23 protein-coding genes are annotated in these 22,733 nt (G+C 71.0%); 15 read left to right on the plus strand and 8 right to left on the minus strand.

The annotated features are described in order from the left end of the window. Positions 1-16: 16 nt before the first annotated feature. From ACWC1K_RS18350 to ACWC1K_RS18360, 3 genes are read right to left on the minus strand one after another with little or no spacing between them, the layout of a single operon-like run. The gene (locus ACWC1K_RS18350; RefSeq protein ID WP_351462750.1) at positions 17-169 is read right to left on the minus strand and encodes a hypothetical protein; all 153 of its coding nucleotides are present in this window, start codon (positions 167-169) and stop codon (positions 17-19) included. Then, entirely contained in the window at positions 169-942 is a 774-nt protein-coding gene (locus ACWC1K_RS18355; RefSeq protein ID WP_450832516.1) for an SDR family NAD(P)-dependent oxidoreductase, read from the minus strand. Before ACWC1K_RS18355 ends, ACWC1K_RS18350 begins: the two co-directional genes overlap by 1 nt. A gap of 53 nt (positions 943-995) precedes the next feature. Next, a complete protein-coding gene (locus tag ACWC1K_RS18360; protein WP_030945548.1) occupies positions 996-1,334 on the minus strand; it encodes a YnfA family protein in 339 nt (112 codons plus the stop codon). 119 nt (positions 1,335-1,453) lie between these two features. Here ACWC1K_RS18360 and ACWC1K_RS18365 point away from each other — a divergent pair, with 119 nt between their 5' ends. Both ACWC1K_RS18365 and ACWC1K_RS18370 read left to right on the plus strand, forming a co-directional pair. Continuing rightward, positions 1,454-1,918 (plus strand): hypothetical protein, encoded by a 465-nt coding sequence (locus ACWC1K_RS18365; protein ID WP_450832518.1) that lies wholly within the window; start codon positions 1,454-1,456, stop codon positions 1,916-1,918. Positions 1,919-1,979: 61 nt separating this feature from the next. Beyond that, positions 1,980-2,453, plus strand: coding sequence for a MarR family winged helix-turn-helix transcriptional regulator (locus ACWC1K_RS18370; RefSeq protein ID WP_450832519.1), 474 nt, complete (start codon positions 1,980-1,982; stop codon positions 2,451-2,453). A 4-nt stretch (positions 2,454-2,457) separates the two neighbouring features. On the opposite strand, the gene ACWC1K_RS18375 is transcribed toward ACWC1K_RS18370, so the two are convergent. Next, entirely contained in the window at positions 2,458-2,859 is a 402-nt protein-coding gene (locus tag ACWC1K_RS18375; protein WP_450832521.1) for a winged helix-turn-helix transcriptional regulator, read from the minus strand. 133 nt (positions 2,860-2,992) lie between these two features. On the opposite strand from ACWC1K_RS18375, the gene ACWC1K_RS18380 reads away from it, so the two are divergent. Next, complete coding sequence (locus tag ACWC1K_RS18380) at positions 2,993-3,883, plus strand: NADP-dependent oxidoreductase (RefSeq protein WP_450832522.1); 891 nt, start codon at positions 2,993-2,995, stop codon at positions 3,881-3,883. A gap of 7 nt (positions 3,884-3,890) precedes the next feature. On the opposite strand, the gene ACWC1K_RS18385 is transcribed toward ACWC1K_RS18380, so the two are convergent. Both ACWC1K_RS18385 and ACWC1K_RS18390 read right to left on the minus strand, forming a co-directional pair. Further along, entirely contained in the window at positions 3,891-5,297 is a 1,407-nt protein-coding gene (locus ACWC1K_RS18385; RefSeq protein ID WP_450832524.1) for an MFS transporter, read from the minus strand. Positions 5,298-5,343: 46 nt separating this feature from the next. Next, positions 5,344-6,150 (minus strand): AraC family transcriptional regulator, encoded by an 807-nt coding sequence (locus ACWC1K_RS18390; RefSeq protein WP_450832525.1) that lies wholly within the window; start codon positions 6,148-6,150, stop codon positions 5,344-5,346. A 105-nt stretch (positions 6,151-6,255) separates the two neighbouring features. Here ACWC1K_RS18390 and ACWC1K_RS18395 point away from each other — a divergent pair, with 105 nt between their 5' ends. From ACWC1K_RS18395 to ACWC1K_RS18430, 8 genes are all read left to right on the plus strand, one after another. Next, the gene (locus ACWC1K_RS18395; protein WP_450832527.1) at positions 6,256-7,347 is read left to right on the plus strand and encodes an LLM class flavin-dependent oxidoreductase; all 1,092 of its coding nucleotides are present in this window, start codon (positions 6,256-6,258) and stop codon (positions 7,345-7,347) included. After that, positions 7,344-7,955: an FMN reductase gene (locus ACWC1K_RS18400; RefSeq protein ID WP_450832528.1), complete on the plus strand. Its 612-nt coding sequence runs from the start codon at positions 7,344-7,346 to the stop codon at positions 7,953-7,955. Before ACWC1K_RS18395 ends, ACWC1K_RS18400 begins: the two co-directional genes overlap by 4 nt. A 118-nt stretch (positions 7,956-8,073) precedes the next feature. Then, positions 8,074-8,781, plus strand: coding sequence for a response regulator transcription factor (locus ACWC1K_RS18405; RefSeq protein WP_450832737.1), 708 nt, complete (start codon positions 8,074-8,076; stop codon positions 8,779-8,781). Beyond that, complete coding sequence (locus tag ACWC1K_RS18410) at positions 8,781-10,241, plus strand: ATP-binding protein (RefSeq protein ID WP_450832529.1); 1,461 nt, start codon at positions 8,781-8,783, stop codon at positions 10,239-10,241. The genes ACWC1K_RS18405 and ACWC1K_RS18410 overlap by 1 nt, the downstream gene beginning before the upstream one ends. 159 nt (positions 10,242-10,400) lie before the next feature. After that, entirely contained in the window at positions 10,401-14,033 is a 3,633-nt protein-coding gene (locus ACWC1K_RS18415; RefSeq protein WP_450832531.1) for an nSTAND1 domain-containing NTPase, read from the plus strand. A gap of 165 nt (positions 14,034-14,198) precedes the next feature. Continuing rightward, positions 14,199-14,843 carry a hypothetical protein gene (locus ACWC1K_RS18420; RefSeq protein ID WP_450832533.1) on the plus strand — a complete coding sequence of 215 codons (645 nt, stop codon included), beginning with the start codon at positions 14,199-14,201 and terminating at the stop codon, positions 14,841-14,843. Between the two features lie 26 nt (positions 14,844-14,869). Further along, on the plus strand, positions 14,870-15,751 hold the full coding sequence (locus tag ACWC1K_RS18425) for a glycine betaine ABC transporter substrate-binding protein (protein WP_450832534.1): 882 nt from the start codon (positions 14,870-14,872) through the stop codon (positions 15,749-15,751). 76 nt (positions 15,752-15,827) lie between these two features. Next, a complete protein-coding gene (locus ACWC1K_RS18430) occupies positions 15,828-16,187 on the plus strand; it encodes a hypothetical protein (RefSeq protein WP_450832536.1) in 360 nt (119 codons plus the stop codon). A 195-nt stretch (positions 16,188-16,382) separates the two neighbouring features. On the opposite strand, the gene ACWC1K_RS18435 is transcribed toward ACWC1K_RS18430, so the two are convergent. After that, a complete protein-coding gene (locus ACWC1K_RS18435) occupies positions 16,383-17,783 on the minus strand; it encodes a glycosyltransferase family 39 protein (protein ID WP_450832537.1) in 1,401 nt (466 codons plus the stop codon). A gap of 567 nt (positions 17,784-18,350) precedes the next feature. Here ACWC1K_RS18435 and ACWC1K_RS18440 point away from each other — a divergent pair. From ACWC1K_RS18440 to ACWC1K_RS18455, 4 genes are all read left to right on the plus strand, one after another. Then, positions 18,351-18,644, plus strand: coding sequence for a lactococcin 972 family bacteriocin (locus tag ACWC1K_RS18440; protein WP_450832539.1), 294 nt, complete (start codon positions 18,351-18,353; stop codon positions 18,642-18,644). Between the two features lie 208 nt (positions 18,645-18,852). Further along, positions 18,853-20,892 (plus strand): hypothetical protein, encoded by a 2,040-nt coding sequence (locus tag ACWC1K_RS18445; RefSeq protein ID WP_450832540.1) that lies wholly within the window; start codon positions 18,853-18,855, stop codon positions 20,890-20,892. A gap of 42 nt (positions 20,893-20,934) precedes the next feature. Continuing rightward, the gene (locus ACWC1K_RS18450; protein WP_450832542.1) at positions 20,935-21,618 is read left to right on the plus strand and encodes an ABC transporter ATP-binding protein; all 684 of its coding nucleotides are present in this window, start codon (positions 20,935-20,937) and stop codon (positions 21,616-21,618) included. Between the two features lie 93 nt (positions 21,619-21,711). Further along, the gene (locus tag ACWC1K_RS18455; protein WP_450832543.1) at positions 21,712-21,936 is read left to right on the plus strand and encodes a hypothetical protein; all 225 of its coding nucleotides are present in this window, start codon (positions 21,712-21,714) and stop codon (positions 21,934-21,936) included. Here ACWC1K_RS18455 and ACWC1K_RS18460 read toward each other — a convergent pair. Further along, positions 21,933-22,637 (minus strand): ribosome-inactivating family protein, encoded by a 705-nt coding sequence (locus ACWC1K_RS18460; RefSeq protein WP_450832545.1) that lies wholly within the window; start codon positions 22,635-22,637, stop codon positions 21,933-21,935. The two genes, ACWC1K_RS18455 and ACWC1K_RS18460, sit on opposite strands and share 4 nt — an antisense overlap. Positions 22,638-22,733 lie beyond the last annotated feature (96 nt).

Raw genomic sequence — 22,733 nt, forward strand, 5'->3', positions numbered from 1 at the left:
GGCTGTGACCCTATGCCTACTTGGCGTGCAGCACCGCGTAGATCATCACGAAGGCCACGATGTGGATGCCGAAGAGGAAGTACGCGAGGTAGTACCAGACGTAGCGTTCGCGTTTCTTCTCCAGCCGCAGGCGCTGCTGCTCCGCCTCCCGCTCGGCGTCTTCCGCCATCACAGCTCCCTGTGGACCTTCGTGTTGGAGGCCTGCGCGCGCGGGCGGAGGACCAGGAGGTCGACGTTGACGTGGTGGGGGCGGGTGACGGCCCAGGTGATGGTGTCCGCGACGTCGTCGGCGGTGAGGGGTTCGGCGACGCCCTCGTAGACCTTCGACGCCTTGGCCTGGTCGCCGCCGAAGCGGGTGAGGGCGAACTCGTCGGTCTTGACCATGCCGGGGGCGATCTCGATGACGCGGACGGGCTGGCCGACGATCTCCAGACGGAGGGTCTCGGCGAGGACGTGGGCGCCGTGCTTGGCGGCGACGTAGCCCGCGCCGCCCTCGTAGGTGCTGAGGCCGGCGGTGGAGGAGAGCACGACGACCGTGCCGTCGCCGCTCGCCACCAGCTTGGGGAGCAGGGCCTGGGTGACGTTCAGGGTGCCGATGACGTTCGTCTCGTACATCGCGCGCCAGTCGGCGGGGTCGCCGGTGGCGACGGGGTCGGCGCCGAGTGCGCCGCCGGCGTTGTTGACCAGGACACCGATGGTCTTGAAAGCCGTCGCGAACTCGTCGACCGCGGCGCGGTCCGTGACGTCCAGCTGGTACGCCGTGGCCTGGTGGCCGGCCGCGTTGATCTCCTCGGCCAGCGCCTCGATGCGGTCCTTGCGGCGGGCGGTGAGGACGACCCGGTAGCCGGCTGCGGCGAGCTGCCGGGCCGTGGCGGCGCCGATTCCGCTGCTCGCACCCGTCACGACGGCGATGCGGGAGGCGGCGGACGGTGCGGGTGCCATGCGGTGCTCCAGGTGTTCGGTCGGCGGTCGGCTCCGTCCAGCGTAAGTGAGGCTCAGCCGCCGTTCCGCGGCGCCCACATGATGAGAGCCATGCCGGCGAGGCACACCAGTGCGCCCGTCACGTCCCAGCGGTCGGGGCGGTAGCCGTCGGCGACCATGCCCCACAGGATCGAGCCGGCGACGAAGATGCCGCCGTACGCGGCGAGGATGCGGCCGAAGTGGGCGTCGGGCTGGAAGGTGGCGACGAAGCCGTAGGCGCCGAGGGCGAGGATGCCGCCGGTGATCCACAGCCAGCCGCGGTGTTCCCGCACGCCCTGCCAGACCAGCCAGGCGCCGCCGATCTCGAAGAGGGCGGCGACGACGAAGAGGGCGGCGGAGCGGGCGACGAGCATGCCTGCAGCTTGGCATGCCGACTTTCACCGGCAGGTGTCCTGTCACCTGTTGGACGGCGCCTGCCCTGTGCTCCGCGTGGGATACATCCGTACGACTGCGTGGAGTGAGGAGTGGCGGTATGCGGAGGATGCGGGTTCCTGTGGTCGGGGCTGCCGCCCTGGTGATGGCGGCTGCTGTGCCGGGCGGTGCCGTCGGTGCGCCCGAGGCCGATCTGGCGTATCACGGTGTCGTCGCCATGTCCGGCGGCCGGGTGGACCTGCGGCTCACGCCGCGCAATTACGGGCCGTCCGCGGTGCCGGACGCGACGGTGCGGCTGCGCTGGTCGGCGGCGCCGGTGAACAAGCAGGCGCTGCCGGCCGGGTGTGTGCGGTCGGGGGCGCGGGTGATGCTGTGCCGGGTGGGGGCGCTGGCCGCGAATTCCGTGGCCCGGCAGATCCGCTTGCGGGTACGGCTGCGGGGTGCGCCGCCGGAGGTGCGGGTGGAGATCGACACGGCGTGGAACGGGGGCGCCGTCGACCGGCACCGGCACAACGACCGGCAGCGGGTGCTGGTGCTCGCCACCGGGGACGAGTACTCCTTCTAGGGAGGCCGGGTCGTACGATTCCTGCACGGCGCAGATGAAGTGGGGCGAAGAGGAGCGGGGCATGGCCGGGAACGTGCGGGAGCGGCTGCTCGACGAGCTGACCGGTGTCTCGCGTCGCTACATGGCCTCGTACGCCCTCTTCAACCAGGCCGTGGCCGACCATCTGGGGCTGCACCCCACGGATCTGCAGTGTCTGAATCTGCTGACGCTGGAGGGCGGGCCGGTGACCAGCGGCCGGATCGCCGAGATGACGGGGCTGACGACCGGTTCGGCGACGCGGCTGGTGGACCGGCTGGAGAAGGCGGGTTACGTCGTACGGGAGCGGGACGCGCAGGACCGGCGGCGGGTGCTGGTGGCGACCGTGCCGGAGCGGATCGCCGAGTTCGGGCGGATGTGGGAGCGGCTGGGCGGCGGCTGGTCCGCCCTCTTCGAGGAACTGGACGACGCCGAACTCGCCGTGGTCATCGGGCACATGCGGCGCACGGTGGAGTTCAGCGCGCGGCAGGTCGCTCGGCTGCGGGCGGGCGAGGCGTGAGCGGTCAGGCGTTCCCTGTGTCGTAGCGTTCGCGGGCCTCGTGGACCTCGTCGAAGTGGGTTTCGGCCCAGGTTTTCACGGCGGTGAGCAACTGGGCGAGGCTGCCGCCGAGTTCGGTGAGTTCGTAGTCGACGCGGACCGGTACGGACGGGGTGACGGTGCGGGTGAGGATGCCGTCGCGTTCCAGTGAACGCAGTGTCTGCGTCAGCATCTTGGGGCTCACGCCCGCGATCTTGCGGCTGAGGTCGCTGTAGCGCATGGGGCCGGAGGTGAGGGCCGCGAGGACGAGGCTGACCCATTTGTCGCTGAGGCGGTCGAGGAGCTGGTTGGTGGGGCAGGCGCGGAGGAACGCGTCGTACTCCACGCGGGCCTGTTCGCGCTTCTGGGCCGCGGTCATGGTCGCCATGGCTCTCCTCCCGGTGAGGTAGGCACCTCCAGGTAACTACTTCCTCCTGGATAGTAGCTCTTCCTAGGGTTGTTGCACGCAGAGCGGAACCAAGCAAAACCGTTCGAAGAGTCTCTTTACGGGAGCAATGACCATGCGTGCTGCAGTGGTGAGGACGTTCGGCGGGCCCGAGGCCGTGGAGCTCGTGGACGTGGAGGTGCCGGAGCCGGCGGCCAGGCAGGTACGGATCAGGGTCGCGGCGGCCGCCGTGAACCCGGTGGACGCGGGGGTGCGGGCCGGTGCCTTCGGGGGTGCGGGCAAGCAGATCGGGTTCGGCTGGGACGTCGCCGGGACCGTGGACGCGACGGGAGTGGCCACGGCGTGGAGCGTCGGCGACGCGGTGGTGGCGCTGGACCACGGCATGGTGAAGCCGCTGGGCACGCACGCCGAGTACGTCGTCGTCGACACGGACGCGGTGGCGAAGGCGCCGGCCACGGTGGACGCCGTGCACGCGGCGACGCTGCCGCTGAACGCCCTGACCGCCGTACAGGCCCTGGATCTGCTGGAGTTGACGGCGGGGCAGTCGTTGCTGGTGACGGGGGCCGCAGGTGCGGTCGGCGGGTTCGCCGTGCAGCTCGCCGCCCATCGGGGGGTGACCGTGACCGCGCTGGCCAGGGAGGACGACGAGGAGCTCGTACGGTCCCTGGGGGCCGCGCACTTCGCCTCCGGTGCCGTCGGGGCGGGGAGCGTCGACGCCGTGCTGGACGCGGCGGTCCTCGGCGAGGCGGCGCTGGAGTGGGTGCGGGACGGGGGCGCGTACGTCGGCGTCATCCCGCAGGCGGCCCCGGCGTCCGTGCGGGGTGTGCGGACCGGTGCGGTGGAGGTGAGCGCCGACGGGGCCGGGCTGGCCGAGCTGGCGGGGCTGGTGGACGCGGGGGTCCTGACGCTGCGGGTGGCCGAGACGTACGCCCTGGAGGACGCGGTGAAGGCGCACGCCCGCCTGGCGGAGGGCGGGGTGCGCGGCCGGTTGGTGCTCGTTCCCTAGGTCCTGCCTAGTGGTCCCCTTGCGGGGCTTTGTGCGGCAGCAGTCGTACGAGGGGCAGGCACAGGGCGACGGCCGCGGCGACCACGGCGAGGCTCATCAGCAGGGCGTGGGTCTCGCCGCCGTCGACCGCCTTGAAGTACACGGTGGTCACGGCTGCCGCGCCGACCGCGTTGGCGAGCTGCTGCACCGCGTTGAGGGAGCCGCTCGCGCTGCCGGCCTCCTCGGGGGCGATGTCGCCGATGGTGACGTCGTAGACCGTGCCGAAGCAGGTGCCCATGCCGAGGCCGGTCAGCAGGAGGGGTGGGACGAGCATCCAGCCGGACCCTTCGGGGAGGAGGGCGAGGCAGCCGCAGCCGCCCAGGATCATCAGCAGTCCGGCGACGACGAGCCGTCGGCCGTGGGTGTGGATCAGCCGGTAGCAGGCGATGGACGCGAGGACGATGCCCGCGGAGAGCGGGATCAGGCCGAGTGCGGTGCCGGCGGGGGAGCGGCCGAGGCCTCGCTGGAGGTGGAGGGAGACGACGTAGAGGAGGCCGGCGACCGCGGCGAAGGCGAGGACGCCGAGGACCAGGCCCGAGGTGAAGCCGCGGTTGCGGAGCAGGGTCGGGCGGATCAGGGGTTCGGCGGCGGTGCGCTGGCGGTGGCAGAAGGCGGCGAACAGCGCGAGACCGAGCAGCAGCAGGGCGAGCGGGCGGGTCGTCCAGCCGGACGCCGAGCCGTCGATGAGGCCGCCGAGCAGGCCGAGCATCGCGCCGCCGAGCAGGGCCGCACCCGGGATGTCCACGCGGACGGACGGGTCGCCGGTGTCGCGGGGGAGCAGCCGGACGGCGGCGAGCAGGGCGGCGCCGCCGAGGAGCAGGTTGATCAGGAACATGGGGCGCCAGCCGAGGCCCGCGAGGTCGGCGTCGACGAGGAAGCCGGCGAGGATCGGGCCGCCGACCGCGGACAGGCCCATGACCGGCCCGAACAGGCTGAACGCCTTGCCGATCTCCTCGCGCGGCCAGGTCGCGCCGAGGATGCCGAAGCCCTGCGGGATGACGAGCGCCCCGAAGGCGCCCTGGACCAGCCGGGCGAGGACCAGCGAGGTCGGGTTCGGGGCGAGCCCGCAGGCCAGTGAGGCGGCGACGAAGCCGGCGAGTCCGGTCAGGAACAGCCGTCGGCGCCCGTACTTGTCGCCGAGCCGTCCGCCGGGCACCAGCAGCACGCCGAGCGCGAGGGCGTAGGAGGCGCCGAGCCACTGGACGAGGCTCGCGCCGCCGCCGAGGTCGCGGGTGATGGTGGGCGCGGCGATGTTGGTGATCGTCGCGTCGAGGAGGTCGAGGACGTCGGCGGCGAGCACGACGGCGAGGACGGCCCAGCGGGCACGGGTGGAGAGCGGAGGACTTTCCGCTGCGTTACGAAGAATCTGTGTCACGCAGATAAATATGCGGAGTGGGCCGCCGGGCGTCAAGGGGATTTGGCTAGCCGGAGGTTCTGGCGGCGTAGGCGGTGGGCGGCACCCCGACCGTCGCCGTGAAGTCCCGCACCAGGTGGGCCTGGTCGGCATAGCCGAGGTCGGCCGCCAGGGCCGCCCAGTCCACCTCGCGGTCCGTCTCCGCGTGCTCCAGGGCCTCATGGATGCGGTAGCGCAGGATGACCCACTTCGGGCCCACGCCGACGTACCCGGCGAACAGCCGCTGGAGCAGCCGTACGGACATCCCCTCGGTGCGGGCGAAGTCGGCGACGCGGCGGATCGTGCGGTCGGTGCGGATGCGCTCGACCAGGGTCATCGCCAGGTCGGCCTGGGGGTCGGGGCGGGGGGAGAGGGAGAGCAGGAAGGTGTCGAGGGCGGCGATGCGGGCGGCCTCGTCGGCCGGCGTGAGGACGGCCGCCAGATCCGCCGTCGGGAAGACCTCGGGGAAACGGACCCGCCGGCCCGTCCACTCGCTCACCGCCTGCGCGGGTGCGAAGGGGCGGAAGCCGCCGGGCCGGAACTTGATGCCGCACACCCGGCCGCGCCCCTCCAGCTTCTGCGCGAAGAGCCCGTGCTGGACGCCGGCGACCTCGACGAACGGCTCCTGGTCCGCGAACTGCTGGAAGACGAGGTGGACCGCGGGGTGCGGGACCACGTGCGAGACGTACGGCGCGTCCAGGTCCCAGTCGATCAGCCAGTAGTGCTCGACATGGCGGCGCAGCGGCTCGGCGGGGTCCGGGCGGCGGAAGTCCACGTGCGCGAGGAAGTCCGCGGCGCCGACGATGCCTCGGGTGTCACGGCGTGGGGCGGCCATGTCGGGATCGTAGGACGGGGCACTGACAATCGCCGGAATAAGGGGGCCGGGGTGACGGTTGAGCGGCTATAGTTGAACAGTCAACAACTTGGAGGTTGAGCGACCATGCAGTTCGGGATCTTCAGCGTCGGCGACGTCACGCCGGACCCGACCACCGGGCGTACGCCGACCGAGCGCGAGCGCATCAAGGCCATGGTCGCCATCGCGCTGAAGGCCGAGGAGGTCGGCCTCGACGTCTTCGCGACCGGTGAGCACCACAACCCGCCGTTCGTGCCCTCGTCGCCGACCACGATGCTCGGCTATGTCGCCGCGCGGACCGAGAAGCTGATCCTGTCCACCTCCACGACCCTCATCACCACCAACGACCCGGTGAAGATCGCCGAGGACTTCGCGATGCTCCAGCACCTGGCCGACGGCCGGGTGGACCTGATGATGGGCCGCGGCAACACCGGACCGGTCTATCCGTGGTTCGGCCAGGACATCCGCGAGGGCATCAATCTCGCCATCGAGAACTACGCCCTGCTGCGCCGGCTGTGGCGCGAGGACGTCGTGAACTGGGAGGGCAAGTTCCGCACCCCGCTGCAGGGCTTCACCTCCACGCCCCGCCCGCTGGACGGCGTCCCGCCGTTCGTCTGGCACGGCTCGATCCGCTCGCCGGAGATCGCCGAGCAGGCCGCGTTCTACGGCGACGGCTTCTTCCACAACAACATCTTCTGGCCGGCCGACCACACCAAGCGGATGGTCGAGCTGTACCGGACCCGGTACGCGCACTACGGACACGGCACCCCCGAGCAGGCGATCGTCGGCCTGGGCGGCCAGGTGTTCATGCGGCACAACGCGCAGGACGCGGTGCGGGAGTTCCGGCCGTACTTCGACAACGCGCCGGTCTACGGCCACGGGCCCTCCCTGGAGGACTTCACGGACCAGACCCCGCTCACCGTCGGGTCCCCGCAGCAGGTGATCGAGAAGACCCTGTCCTTCCGGGAGTACGCCGGTGACTACCAGCGCCAGCTGTTCCTGGTGGACCACGCCGGGCTGCCGCTGAAGAGCGTGCTGGAGCAGATCGACCTGCTGGGCGAGGAGGTCGTGCCGGTGCTGCGCAAGGAGTTCGCCGCCGGGCGTCCGGCGGACGTGCCCGAGGCGCCGACGCACGCGTCGCTGAAGGCCGCCGCGGAGAAGGAGGAGGCCGCCGTATGAAACTCGTCGTCGTCTCGGCGGGGCTGAGCGTCCCGTCGTCCACCCGGCTGCTGGGCGACCGGCTCGCCGCCGCCGTGGGCCGGCAGACCCCGGTCGACATCGAGGTCGTGGAGCTGCGCGACCTCGCCGTGGAGATCGCGCACAACTTCACCAACGGCTTCCCGGGGAGGAAACTCTCCGCCGCGCTGGACGCCGTGACGCAGGCGGACGGGCTGATCGTCGTCACTCCCGTGTTCTCGGCTTCGTACAGCGGGCTGTTCAAGTCCTTCTTCGACGTGCTCGACAAGGACGCGCTGACGGGCAGGCCGGTGCTGATCGCGGCGACCGGCGGCACGGCCCGGCACTCCCTGGTGCTGGAGCACGCGCTGCGTCCGCTCTTCGCCCACCTGCGCGCGGTGGTCGTCCCCACCGGGGTCTACGCCGCCTCGGAGGACTGGGGCGCGGAGGGCCTGGACGGGCGCATCGAACGGGCGGCCGGCGAGCTGGCCGGTCTGATGGGCGGCCTGGCGCGGCCGGCGAAGGCCCCGGCAAGGACGGGCGGTTTCGAGGTGGTGCCGTTCGCCGAGCAGCTGGCCGCGCTGTCCGCCCCTTCAGTGAGAGGACGGTAGGAGGGACCGTCGGGTTGCTCGTGTGACGGTGAGAGGCGGGTAAAAAGGCAGATCGTACGGCCACCGTCCTCCGCTGAACCCCCGGATGAATTGGCAGTATGGGTACGTGCCCCAAACTGTGCTGCTCGCCGAAGACGACCGCGCCATCCGTCACGCCCTGGAACGCGCCCTGAGCCTGGAGGGCTACCAGGTGACCGCGGTCGCCGACGGCGTCGAGGCGCTGGCGCAGGCCCACAAGACCCCGCCGGACGTGCTCCTGCTCGACGTGATGATGCCCGGCATCGACGGGCTGCAGGTCTGCCGGGTGCTGCGCGCCGAGGGCGACCGCACGCCGATCCTCATGCTGACCGCGCTCGTCGAGACCGCCGACCGCATCGCGGGCCTGGACGCGGGCGCCGACGACTACGTGGTCAAGCCGTTCGACGTCGAGGAGGTCTTCGCCCGGCTGCGGGCGCTGCTGCGCCGGAGCAGCACGGACCCCGCGGCCCTGGCCGACGTCCCGAAGGAGCTGCCCGCGGCCTCCGACCGGCAGATCGAGGCCGCCGGACTGCGCATGGACGTACAGGCGCGGCGGGCCTGGCGCGGCGAGCGCGAGCTGGAGCTCACGCGGACCGAGTTCGAGCTGCTGGAGCTGCTCGTGCGCAACGCCGGGATCGTCCTCGACCACTCCACCATCTACGACCGCATCTGGGGCTACGACTTCGGACCCGGTTCCAAGAACCTCGCCGTGTACGTCGGCTATCTGCGCCGCAAGCTGGACGAGCCGGGCGCACCGGCGCTGATCCACACGGTGCGCGGTGTGGGTTACGTGCTGCGGGAAGACTAGTGGGCAGTATCAGGCGGCTGCTGGCGAGAAGACGGCCCGGGCTGGTCTCCCTGCGCACCACGTTCGCGGTCTCGTTCGCGGCGGTCACCGCCGCCGTCACGGTGCTGGTCGGCGTGCTGTCGTACAGCGCCGCGGCCCGGCTGGTGCGGGTGGACCAGGAGTCCGTGTTCGACCAGGTCGTCCAGGACCTGCGGGACGAGGTGCGGCAGCACCGGATGACGACGGACGACTTCTCCTCCTCGGCACCGGGCCACGACATCGTGCGGCCCGCCCGTACGGATGTGCAGGTGCTGGGGGCGGACGGCAAGGTCGTCGACCCGGGCAGCCCCGGGCTGCCGGTGGTCGCCGCCGACCGGTCGGTCGCGGCCGCCCGGAAGGCCGGGAAGCTGGTCGAGCACAAGGACGTCGACGTCGACACGGACGTCTACCGCATCGCGACCGTCTCGCTCGGCACCGGCCGGGGCGCGGTGCAGGTCGCGCAGGAGTTCAGCGACACCGAGGACCTGCTGCGGGCGCTGCAGCAGCGCACACTGATCCTGATGTGCGCGGTGGTGATCGCGGCGGGTCTGTTCGGCTGGTGGCTGGCGCGGCGCATCACCCGCCGTCTGATCCTGCTCACCTCGGCCGCCGAGGACGTCGCCCGCACCCGGCAGCTGGGCATCGAGGTGCCCGTCACCGGCTACGACGAGGTGGGCCGCCTCGGCCGCGCCTTCGACCGCATGCTGGGCCGCCTCGCCCAGTCGGAGGAGGACCAGCGGCGCCTGGTCCAGGACGCGGGCCACGAACTGCGCACGCCGCTCACCTCGCTCCGTACGAACATCTCCCTGCTGCGCCGGATCGACGAGCTTCCCCCGGCCACCCGCGACGAGCTGGTCGCGGACCTGGGCCAGGAGGCGCGCGAACTGACCGACCTGGTCAACGAGCTGGTGGACCTGGCGGCCGGGCAGTCCGACACCGAGCCGCCGCAGCGGGTCGACCTCGCGGACATCGCGGAGGACGTGGCCGATCTCGGGCGGCGGCGATGGGGGACCCCCATGAGCGGGGGAGGGCGGCAGATCACGGTCCGGGTGAGCGGCGACACGACGACCGACGGACGGCCCGGGATGTTGCAGCGCGCGATCTCCAACCTCGTCGAGAACGCCGCCAAGTTCGACCGCGACGGCAACGGGCCCATCGAGATCGCCGTCTCCGGGCCCGCCCGGTCGGGCACCGTGCGCGTGGAGGTCCTCGACCGCGGCCCCGGAATCGCCGACGGCGACCTGATCCGTGTCTTCGACCGCTTCTACCGCGCGGCCGACGCTCGGTCCCTGCCAGGTTCGGGGCTGGGTCTGTCGATCGTGCGGGAGGTCGCCCTGGCGCACGGCGGGGCGCCGTTCGCGGTTCAGCGGGAGGGGGGCGGAGCGGTGATCGGGTTCACCGTCGGCGGGGTGCCGGGGAGCGGGACGGGCGCCGGGGGGTGACTCCGCCTCTCCCGCCAGGGGCTGGAACAGGCCATTCCACTCAACCCCATTTAACTCTCAAGCTGTCATGACATACTCGCGATCCGGCGTGTGATCGTCCCCCTGAGGGTTGGGAAAGCGATTGCCAGTGAACGTGAGAAGCCATGTGCTGGAGCGGCCGTGAGCCGGCAGCGGGGACGTCCCGAGCGGCCGCTCGATCCCGACGCGGGGCCGGTGCAGCGCTTCGCGCACGAGCTGCGGTCCCTACGGGCCCGGGCCGGTTCCCCGTCGTACCGGACGATGTCCGGACAGGCCCGGATCTCGGTGGCCGCGCTGTCACGGGCGGCCTCCGGCGAACGGCTGCCGTCGGTGGCCGTGGTGCGCGCGTACGCGCAGGCCTGCGGGGCGGACCCGGACGTCTGGCAGGACCGATTACGGGCGGCGGCCGACGAGGTCGCGGCCTGCGGACCGGCCGAGGGGGAGTCGCCGTACCAGGGCCTGGCCCGGTTCGAACCGGGTGACCAGGAGCTGTTCTTCGGGCGGGACGCGCTCGCCGAGGACGCCGTGCAGCTGATGAAGGAGCACCGGTTCGCGGTGCTGCTGGGGGCGTCCGGCAGCGGCAAGTCCTCGCTGCTGCGGGCCGGGGTCATGCCGCGCCTCGAGCGGGTGGTGGACGAAGCGGGCTGCGGCGCCCGGCTGCGGCTGATCACGCCCGGCGCCCGGCCCGCCGCCACCCACGGCCAGCTGCTCGCACCGGGGCCGGACGAGCCCCACCGCGTGGTCGTGGTCGACCAGTTCGAGGAGATCTTCACCCTCTGCCGGGACCGGGCCGAACGATGGCTGTTCGTCGACCGGTTGCTCGCAGCCAAGGAGGGGGACGGCCGGTTGCGGGTGGTCGTCGCGGTCGGGGCGGGCTTCCACGGCCGGTGCGTGGAGCACCCCGGACTCGCCGAGGCGCTGCGGCACACCACGCTGTCGGTCGGACCGATGAGCCGGGAGGAACTGCGGGACGCGGTCGTCAAACCGGCCACGGCGGCGGGTCTGCGGGTCGAGAGGGAACTCACCGCCCGTATCGTCGAAGAGGTCCACGACCACCCCGGCGCGCTCCCGATGCTCTCGCACGCCCTGCGGGAGACCTGGCGCAGACGGCGCAGCGGAGTGCTGACGCTGGCCGCGTACGAGGAGGCCGGCGGCGTCCACGGAGCGATCGCCGCGGCGGCCGAGGAGGTCTACGGCGGGCTGTCCGCCGACCAGGCCGGCACCGCCCGGCGCCTCCTGCTCGCCCTCATCGCCCCCGGTGACGGCACCCCCGACAGCCCCCGCCCGGTCAGACGCGCCGATCTGCGCGAATGGCCGGACCCCGAGGTGCCCCTCGTCCTCGAACGGCTCGCCCGCGCCCGGCTGATCACCGTGGACGAGGAGAACGTGGAACTCGCCCACGCGGCCCTGATCACCCGCTGGCCGCGGCTGCAGCAGTGGATCGAGGAGAACCGCGAGCGGCTGCGCATGCACCGCCACCTCGCCGAGGCCGCCCGCAACTGGCAGGAGCACGGGAGCGACCCCGGCACCCTCTACCGGGGGATCCATCTCGCCCTGGCCGACGTGCTGTTCACCCGCGAGCGGCACGAGGACGACCTGACCGCGCGGGAGCGGGCCTTCCTGTGTGCCTCCCGGGTCGCCCACCGCATGGAGCGCTGGACGGCCGCCCGTATGCAACGCCGGATACGGTCACTCGTCATCGCTCTCACCTGTGTGCTCGGCGGGGCCCTGGTCGCCGGTCACCTCGCCTGGCGGCAGAGCGACGTGGCCGAGGCCGAGCGCACCCTCGCCGCGGCCCGCCAGGCCGCGGGCCTCGCCGACCGGGACCGGGTGACCGACCCCCGCACCCGCACCCTGCTCGCCGTCGCCGCCTGGCGGCTCGCCCCGCTGCCGGAGAGCCGCGCGGCCCTCTTCGACGCCCTGACCGACCCCGAGCGCGACACCTTCACCGCCCCCGACCAGAACACCACCACCCGCACCTTCCTCACCGACTCCGGCCGCACCCTCCTCACCACCGGCGCCGGCACCTGGTCGACCTGGAACGTCCCCACCCACCACCACACCGCCTCCGGCCACCTGCCGGACCTTCCGGTGACCGCGGCCAGTCCTGACGGCCGGACACTCGCCCTGGCCGGCCCCGGCGGAGAGCGACGGCTGTGGCGTCTGCCGGAGGGGGCGGGAGACCCCGCCCGGTATCGCGGTGCGGGCGGGCCGGGAACCGGTGCCGGCGGTCATGTCGTGGACGGGCCGGACACGCAGGCGCAGTTGCGGGGGTTCACCGATGATTCCGCGGTGCCGGCGGGGGCCGTCGGGGGTGTCGTGGTGGTGAGCGCGGAGGGGCGGCTGGCCGTCGTCTGCGGGCGGGAGGGGGTGCTCGTGGTGCGGGACCTCGTCCGGCACCGTACTGTTCCGGGCGCCTGGGAGGGCCGGCCGGTCGGGAACTGCGCCGCCGACTCGCTCGTCCTCGACCGGCGCGGGACACGGCTCGCCGCGGTTTCGGACACGGGAGTGCATGTCTGGGACACGGCCTCGGGGCGGCAGCTAGCGGATCTCGGCCAACAGGGCGCCACTCGCCCGGCGTTCACCGCGGACGGGCGGTTCCTGGCGGCGGCAGGGCAGGACGGGATCACCGTCTGGCGCATCCCGGGGGCGAGAGCACCGGTGTTCCGCCACGCCCTGGCCGACGGGCCCGTCACCGCACTCGCCTGGGACCCCGGCGCCCCGACCCTGCGCTACCTGACCGGCGGCACCGTCCACACCCTCGACCTCTCGGCGGCCCTCACCTCCCCGTGGCGCGACCGGCCGCTGGAGCGCGAGACGCTCAGCCCGGACGGGCGCCTGCTGGCCACCGCCGAACGGTACGGCGACAGCTACCGCTTCCGCCTGCGCTCCACCCGCACCGGCCGAAGCGCCGCCGGACTGCCCGCGCCCGCACACACCGAGACCGCCGCACCCCTCCTGGCCTTCAGCCCCGACAGCCGGACCCTCGCCTACGGCAACGGCGCCCGGATCGTCGTATGGAATGCGACAACTCGTCGTGTGAAGGCGGTACTTGAGCCGGGCGGGCCGTCCGCCGTCCGCTCGGTCGCGCTCACCCGGGGCGGCCGGGAACTGCTGCTGACCCGGGCGACCTCCAGCGGTTCGCTCGTCGGTGAGGTGTGGGACACCGCCCGGCGGACGAGGACCGGCCGGCCCGCGGCACTTACCGGAACGCTTGCGTCCGTCCTCGCCTCCGGGTTCACGGGAGCGGCCACCTCCCTGCCCTTCGGTCCGGAGACCGGCGTACCACTCGGCGACGCCGGCCTCCTCGCCGTCAGCCCCGACGGCGTCCACCTGGCCACCGGCGGTTCCTTCGGCAGCGTCACCGTCTGGCGGGGCCGCGGGGAACGCCACCGGGAGGCCGTCGTCCCGGCCGGCGCCCCGGGCTCCCCGGTCACCGCCCTCGCCTTCAGCCCCGACGGCCGCACCCTCGCGGTGGGGTACCGCTCCGGCGCGCTGCGCCTGTGGGACACCGCCGGCCGGCAACCCCTCGGCTCCAGCTTCGACACCCCCGGCGACGCGATCCGTTCGCTCGCCTTCGACCCGCACGGGGACGCCGTGTACGCCGCCGGCCCGCACATGCCCGTCCAGCGGTACGCCGTCGGCGCCGCCCAGGTCGTCACCCGGCTCTGCGCGCGCACCGGCCGTAACCTGACCGGCGACGAATGGCGGACGTACCTCCCCGAGGTGCCCTACCGGCGCGTGTGCGACATCTCCGGCGACGGGGACTCGTAGGCCCGTCGCCCGCAAGCCCGGCGCGGTCCCATGCGCGGGCACCTGTCCGGTTCCGTCCCCCCGGGTTGGGTTGTTTACGCCTCTGACCTGCATTGATCAACAAATCGGCACCCCGAAGAGTGGGGGGCCACCAGGACACCACCCCCCACTCACCGGAGTAACCCGATGCGATTCGCACGCCGCAAGCCCGCCTCCCCCCAGCGCGTCCTCCGTACCGGCGGGGCGGTGGCGGCCCTGGCGCTGGGCGCCTCGCTGCTGGCGGCCCCGCAGGCCTCCGCCGCCGACAGCCCCACCACCAAGGAACTCCTGGACGCCTGCAGCTGGGCCGACCTGTGCGAGTTCCACGCCACGGACTACTGGACGTACACCGGCCCCCAGCACCAGGTCGGCAGCACCGCCTACAACTGCGCGAGCCAGACCAACCAGCACCGCATCGACTGGGCGGACACCACCGGCTCCACCAACACCTTCGGCATCTCGATCAGCGCGGAATACAAGTGGTTCGAGGTGTTCACGGTCGGCGTCAGCACCACGTACTCGCACAGCTGGGAGGCCTCGCACACCGACACCGAGAGCAACACGGTCAACATCCCGGCCGGCTACAAGGGCTGGATAGAGCGCGGCACGGCCAAGCAGCAGGCCAAGGGCTGGTACGAGATCCACTTCGGCAAGCGCTTCTACGGCCACTACATCTGGTACGTCAACAACTACCAGTCGTCCGGCTTCAACAAGGACAACCCCAACTCGGGCTACGTCAACTTCAAGGACGCGAAGATGACCGCCGGCGAGCGCGCCGCCCACTGCAACTGACACCGGCCGACGGCATGTGGTGCTCCGTGACTCCGGGAACCCGCCCCCGGCTCCGCCTCGCGGCGGCCGCCGTCTGCTCCCTGGTCCTGCTGACCGGCTGCGCGGCCGGCACGAGGAGCGAACCCGACACCGCCCACGCGGACCGGCAGGGGCCGACGGTGATCGGCACCGACACCTCGGCGGAGAGCCGGGTGACGGCCGCGCTCTACCGCGAACTCCTCACCGACGCCGGACAGCCGGTGCGGATGGCGACCACGAGCTACCCGTCGCCCGCCGCCACCGCCAGGGCCGTGGTGGCGGGCAGGATCGGCCTGGCTCCCGCATACGAGAGCGCCCTGCTGCGCACTTTCCCGGGCGGTGGCACGCTGCCCGGGAACATGCCGGCGACGCTCAGCATGGCGCTGCCCGAGGGGATCGACGCCCTGCCGCCGGCCGCGGCCGAACACGGCGTCGTCCTCGCGGTCACCCGGGCCACCGCCCGCCGCCACGCCCTGCACAGCCTCGCCGACCTCGCCGGAGCCGGCCGCCGCCTCACCCTCGGCGGATCCGCCTCGGGTGATCCGGACGCCCCGGCGCCCTCGTCGCTGAAGAAGGCGTACGGCGTCACCTTCACCGCCGCCGGCACCTCGGCGACCGCCGATGTGCTGGCCCTGCGCGGCACCGACCCCGTCCTCACCCGTGACCGGCTGGTCGTGCTGACCGACCCCGAGGGCGTCATCCCGCCCGAGCACGTCTTCCCGCTCATCCAGGCCCCCTACGCGGGCCTGGCCGCGAGAAAGGCCCTGGCCAGGGTCAACGCTGCACTCACCACGGACCAACTGGCCGCGCTCGCCTCCGCCGTCGACGCGGGCCGGTCGCCCGCCGCGACGGCCCGGACCTGGCTGCGGTCCAAGGGCCTGCTCGGCTGACCCCCTTTCTCGTACCTCTCTCGTACCTCCCGCGTACCTCCCCCGTGCCTCACTCGTACAGAACGGTGACAGCGAAATGCGTGACATCAGAAGGAAGTTCGCCATCGCGGCACTCGCCGCAGGAGCCGCTTTCAGCTCTCTCGCCGTCCCGACGACGGCCAGCGCCGAGTCGGTCTCCGCCGTACAGATCACGGTCTGCAACGACGCCGGCGTAACACAGGTGTTCTGGGTCAAGGGCTACAACCAGCACAACGACTGGGTCGGCTCGCCGATCTGGACGGTCGACGCAGGCACCTGCGCCACCGGCTGGGACTACTGGTGGAAGAAGAACTCGTCGGTCGAACTCCACCACAAGCCGGGCAGCGCGGCCTGGACCTGGAAGCAGCAGTACGTCCCCACGACGGATGACCGGACGACGACGTTCCGTCTGCCGTAGACGGCAGACGGCAGGCGCGGCACCGAACCGCGCACGCGCCGGGGGCGGGACTCGAAAGGTCCCGCCCCCGGCGCGGCCCTGTCCGGCTTGGTCGACGCGGCGCCGATCGGCTTGTCGGCGCGCAGGCTGAGGCAAGGGACCTCAGGCCTGGGTCGCCCGGAGCAGTACGGCTGAGGCTCCGCCTCATGCAACCGTTCAGCGTGTCGGCGCGAGGCGCTCGTACACCGTCAGCCTTCGCCCGTGCACCTGCTGGTCGGCCACCACCCTGAAGTACTTCTTCAGCACGGACGTCTTCATCCTGTCCCGCTCGGCCGTCACCGGTCGCGCCACCCCGCTCGCGTCCGTCACCAGCAGGATGCGTCGCTGCGTCAGCATCGAGGCGCGTATCCGAGCCGGGGTCGCCTCGATGCCCTTCAGCGTCCCGGACTCCTGCGGGGTCCGCGCCAGAGCTATGTCCCGCAGACCGGAGAAGGCGCTCGGGGTCACGGACTTGGTGTCCCGGCGCGCCGCGGGGACGAAGAGCACGGCGTCCCCGGTCTCCTTGACCCGCCGTACGTCCGAGGCGACCGCCAGGACGTCGTCCACCCGGCTGGAGGGGGAGCGCTTGGCCAGCGACTGCGGCAGCAGCGCCACCGTCGCCACGGCGACCAGCGCGGGGAGAACCCACGTGGAGGCTCTCGGGAGGCGGGGCTGCACCGCCCGTACCGCCGAACCGATCACCGTTCCGATCAGCAGTGCCAGACCGAGCAGGCTGAAGAGAACGTACCGGTCCAGGAAGAGCGGCTGGATCAACGACAGACCCATGAGGCCGAGCTGCGGCACCGCCAGCAGCGGCAGCCCGACGGTCGCCACCGACAGCCGGCCCACCCGGGGGCGATCCAGCAGTGCGCCGAATCCGCCGATCAGCAGCAGGACCGCCGGGCCGATCAGCATGTGCCAGGTGAGCGGCGGTATCCATGACACCTGCGCGGACTGGCCCCGGCTGAAGAGCACCAAGGGCAGCGCGCAGGCCGTGGCGGTCGCGGAGGCGGCCGCCCAGCGGGTTCGGATCCCGCGGCCGGCCCGGGCCCAGACCAGCGTCGCCAGGTGTGCCGGAAGGATCATGAGCGAGAGCCAGTTCAGCAGGGCACACAGCAGGACCGTGCCGCCGTAGGCGACCCAGTGCACCGCGCGGACACGGCGTAGCAGCGCGGTCACGAGCAACAGGGTGGAGACCCCGGCCCCGGCCGCGACAAGTGCGTACGGCCGACCCTCCTGGAGGTAGAACTGCACGGCCGGCAGCAGCCCGAACGCCATCCCTCCTCCCAGGCCCACCCACAGGCCGGCCAGCCGGCGGCCGATGACGGCCACGCACGCCGCCGCCACCGCCGTGGCCAGGACCGAGGGCAGCCGCAGGGTCGTGGTGCCGGGCCCGAAGCACTCGAACAGGGCGTGCATCAGCAGGTAGTAGCAGCCGTGCACGACGTCGACGTTCCCCAGCATGTGCCAGATCTCAGCGGTGGAGCGCTCCGCCACCTGCCAGGTCGCGGCCTCGTCCCGCCACACCGTGTTCTGCCGCGATATGCCCCAGAGGCCGAGGGACACCGTCCACAGCATCGGTATCAGCCAGACGAGAACTGCCTGATGCCGTGGCGCACTTGGCAATGCCTCAGGCGGTTTTCCGGCCCAGGAGGAGCGCGGAGTCGAGCGAAAGGCATGGGTGATGGGCATGAAGGAGGACTTCCGGAAAGGCTGTTGAACAGGGCTGAGTGTCAGCGGCGCGAAGTGGCGGCGGCATGAAGAGGCAGCGCGCGGAAGCCATGCATCGCGCGCGAAGCGTATGAACCCGCAGTCCTCCCGTAGATCCCCCGTGTGTGCGGCCCGATCGAAGCCAGCCCGATCAAGGATGCCATCACGGCGTCCGCATGGCCCATGCGTTTTCGGTCACACCCCGGCCGGCGCCTTTCTGGCCACGCCTCATCGCTGAATGACCGGAATTCGCCCAACCGGCTTCCGTTCACATCCCTCCACGCGTGACTAACACTTGCTTGCTGCCGAAACCGCTTGGCTCACGGATATTTCAGAGTCGACTTGATCACACAGTTATTCGGTTGCGATGCGGCCGCACCCTGCATAAGGATTTTGCGATGTCCAGACCAAGTCATGATGAAAAGGGGATCATTCATGAACAAGAAAACTGGCATTAAGGCGGCCGTTGTGACCGCCGGTCTCCTGTTTGCCGCGGCCACTCCCGCGCTTGCGACCACCGTCGATGTCGGCGGTGGCAAGTGGAGCTACGACGAGGGCGCCAACACGGCCTGGTCGAACTACAAGCACCCGAGCAAGCTGCACTCCTCCTCGGTGAAGATCGGTCGTACGACCTTCGCCAGCGGTTGTACTTCCGCGGGGGACTGGTCCCTGGCTTCCGGGACGAAGAACGGTGGCTCGATCAGCTACTACTACAAGACCTCCTGCTAGGTCTTTCCAGTCGAAAAACGAGTTCTGAGCATGCGCGGGTGGCGCCGCCCGTGCATGCTCCACTCGGCCCAGCTGTGGAGGCGAGTTCCACCTGCCTCCACAGCTGTTTTTTCGCCGTTTCAATTGTCCTGGAAGCCTGCTCGCCGAGCGCCCTCAACCTAGGTATCCGATGCTGCATCGAGGCATACGATTCGTCCACGCCGCCCTTTTGGCGTTCTCCGCGGTACTGGCCTTTCTGTTCGTACGTGGCCTTGATGAGAACGCACCGCTGGGAAACTCGGCGCTGGTCGATGTTTTCGACTCCGACGACTCGGTGAGTGCTGCCCGGGTGGTCCGGTCCGTCGAGTCGTTCGCGGCCGAACGCGGAGTCGGCGTCGCTCGGGATGTGACCGACCTGAAGAACCCCGACGGGGTACGGAATCTCTACGTGGCCCCAGGCGGCCCGGGCTCCCTCACGGCGCGCTGGCTGGACGACGGCTATCCGTCGTTCAGCGGCCACTTCAAGACGCGCGTGCGTCCTCTCTCCGCACTGGCACAGCAGGATCCACGGGGCCCCTACTACGTGTTCGGATCACCCGCGGACGCCGACGCCCTGCGGGCGCAGTTCGCCGGCCTCGGCCTGACGGCGGCCGTTTCGCATCCGCTGTCGTACGCCGAACTGTCCGAGACGTACGCGGCCGACCCCCTGTTCCAGGCCTTCTGCGTGGTCGCTCTGGCGGCGCTGACGATGACCGGCGCGAGTGTGCTGCTCAACGCGAAGGCGTACGGGGTGCTTCGGCTGCAGGGCATGTCCTTCGCCGGCATCCTCCTGCGTGATCTGCGGCAGCTGGCGGTCTTCTGGCCGGCGGCGGCCGGTGTTGTGGTGGCCGCGAGCCTGGCCTTCCTCGGCTTCTGCAACGGCTTCGCCTGGCTGGGGCTGTTCGCCTCGGTGGCCCTGGCCGTCGCGCTCCTCCTGGTGCTCGTGGTGCTGGCCACCCATGCGGCCGTGCTCGCCCTGACCTTCAAGGTCGACGTCCTGCGCGCCCTCAAGGGCGAACTGCCCTCCCAGGGCGTGTCCATCAGCGTCTACCTGGTGCGCGTCCCCGCCCTGCTGCTCACTCTCAGCATCGCCACCAACGTCACCCTCGCGGGCCGGGACGTACTGACGCGTCAGGAGAACCAGGAGGTCTACCGCACCGTGGGCGAGGCGGTCTCGATCCGCGTCAACGGCGCCATGGCCCCCCACATGGACCAGGTGAACGGGCACGTCGGCCCCTGGCTGCGCCGAGCCGACAAGCAGGGACAGGTCATCCTCGCCGGGCGCAGGGATCTCCAGATCTCCGCACCGGGCGCTCGACTGCCGGCCGGTGAGATCTTCGTCGTCAACGACACCTATCTCGGCAGGCAGCCGGTGCTCGACCGGGCGGGGCACCGCTACGGCCCCGCCCCGGGGGCGGTGCGGGTCATCGTTCCCGAATCCCTGAGCTCGCACGCACCGGCGATCACCCGGGCGGTTTCCCGGATCGTCGATCCCGGACGCGATCGGCACATCCCGCTCAGAACACTGACAAGCCGGACGGGGCAACGCCTCTTCGGCTACAACACCGGCTCCTCCGTCTACAACGCGGCACAGGGTCCGGACGAGGACAGGTCCCTGGTGCGCGACCCGGTTCTCGTCGTCGTCCCCAACGGATCGCGATTCCTCACAAACGACGCCTACACCGCGTTCGCCACCCAGGCCGGCGTGGTCTTTCCCGACCCCGACGACGCGCTGAACGGCATCAAGACGGAAAAACTGCAGGACTATGTGAACGCCGTGAGTCCCGTCGGGCAGAAAACCGCCATGGACCTCAGGGACGCGACCGGTGAGCTCCGGCTGCAGATCTTCAATCTCCTCGTTTCCCTCATCGTGCTCCTCATCGCCGGTGTCGGCGTCTGTGTCATCTACTCGCGCAAGAACGCGCAGTGCATATTCGTGAAGCGCATCAGCGGATGGAGATATGCCGCGACCCATCGCTTCATGCTCGCCGTGGAAGTGGCCATCGCGGTCATCTTCGCCACCCGGGTCCCCTTCGTGGCATGGGAGCAGCACCAGGAACTGAAGAAGTATGCGGCTTCCGGTGCGCCGGCCCCCTTCGAGCCCATCCGCATCACCGCGCTGGATGTCACTCTCATCACCGGTCTCGTCGTTTTCGAGCTAGGGGCCGTGCTGCTCGCCCTGGCGTTCTTCCACGGCCGCATCATGAAGGGCGGAGCGACCGATTCCTGAACCCTTCACGCGTGAAACCCCTTTACCCAGCCGGAGTATGTTGTGATCGATATCGAGAACCTGTCGAAGACCTTCGGCGCCCGAACTCTGTGGCGCGACGTCAACTTCACCGCCCATCGCGGTGAGATGCTCGCCCTTGTCGGTCCGAGCGGATCGGGGAAGTCGACCCTCCTCAACTGCCTGGGACTTCTCGACAGGCCGAGTGCTGGGGCGATTCGTCATGAGGGAAAGGACATCACGCGATTCGGGAGGCGTGAAATCCTCCGGTTCCGCCGGGACGTTCTCGGCTACCTGTTCCAGCACTATGCCCTGATCGAGAACGCGACGGTCGACGAGAATCTGGAGGTGGTCACCAAGCTGCGCCGTTCGGCACAGGGCGGAGCCACCACGAGCGCTGCCGCCGCGCTCGACCGGGTGGGCCTTGCGGGTCGGGGGGACGAGAAGATCCACCATCTCAGCGGCGGAGAACAGCAGCGCGTGGCGCTCGCCCGTCTCATGGTCCAGCAGCCCGCCCTGGTCCTGGCGGACGAGCCGACAGGAGCTCTCGACGACGCCAACACCACCATGGTCGTCGACATCCTCCGCGAGATGAGCGAGACCGGCTGCGCCGTGGTCATCGCCACCCACGACACCGGGGTCCGCGACCGCTGCGACACCGTATTCGCCGTGCACGAGTCCGCACGGGTCGAGTCCGTCCGGGTCGAGTCCGCGCGGAGCACGGCCTGACACGGACAGGGAAGCATGACAGAGGCGGGGTCCGAAAACCCCGCCCGGAACCGGCGAAACCTCAGCTCAGGGCCACACGAGACAGTACGGCTGATGCCCCGCTCGACGGTCGGCTCCGGCGCGTCCGCCTTCACCGCGCTCGCCGTACGGCAGGCCCCGACGCGTGAGCTGTCTCACGGGTGGGGTTCGGGGCCGTCGTCGAGAGCGACCGTGCGCAGGTCCGCGGCGACGCGGACGTCCGTGATGGCGTTGCCGGCGACGCTGGTGCCGGCGGAGAGGTTGGTGCGGCCGATGAGGACATGGCTGATGCCGGTCTAGTGACGGATCAGGCCGACCTGCTGTGCGGTGACGAAGACATCTGACCCGTGGTCCATGCCGTTCGCGATGTGGTGGGCGATGGGGCGGAACCGGGAGGCCTCGGTGATGGCGATGATGTAGCGCAGCATGCCGCGAGCCTGGGCGGTGCGGTCGGTGCCGCGGATGCCGAGGTCCCTGAGGCTGTTCTCAAGGCTGGACTCGCTCAGGTCGACGGCGGTCAGCGACTGGTGCGCGACGCGGGCGAGGGTGTCGTAGCCCTCCTTGCCGAGGAACCAGTCGTCGTCGGCATCCGCCTTGCCGGGGACGTCGGAGGCGAGGTTCAGGACGAAGTCGTGCGGGGTGTCGCTGGAGAAGAACCGCACGACGCGGAAGTCGCTGAGCCGGACGAGCGCATGCACCGTGGGAGTGTGGTTGCCGCTGCTGATCACGATGTCGGCGAAACGCTGGCTCTCCGTGCTGGCGGTGACGGCGACGTTGCGCAGCTTGTCCAGCATGGTCAGATAGGCGCCCGAGCCGCGGTTGATGTTCCAGCGGACCTGTGGGAAGTCGACGTGTTTCTTGCCGGCGACGTTCTCGGCGTTGATCGGCACATGGTCCGCCGCCGTCGAGGCGGATGTCTCGGTGTCCCTGGGCACCGTGAAGAACACCAGGATCCCGAGAAGGACGGACAAGGCGACCACCATGAGGACGCTGGTGGGCATGGTGTGCTCCGGTTGTTCGACGTGCAGCGATGTCACGACCGACGCTCACAGCCGGGAGGTTGTCCGGCAGGCCCCCTTGGCCACCGCAAACAATTC

The sequence above is a fragment of the Streptomyces sp. NPDC001492 genome (assembly GCF_053597275.1).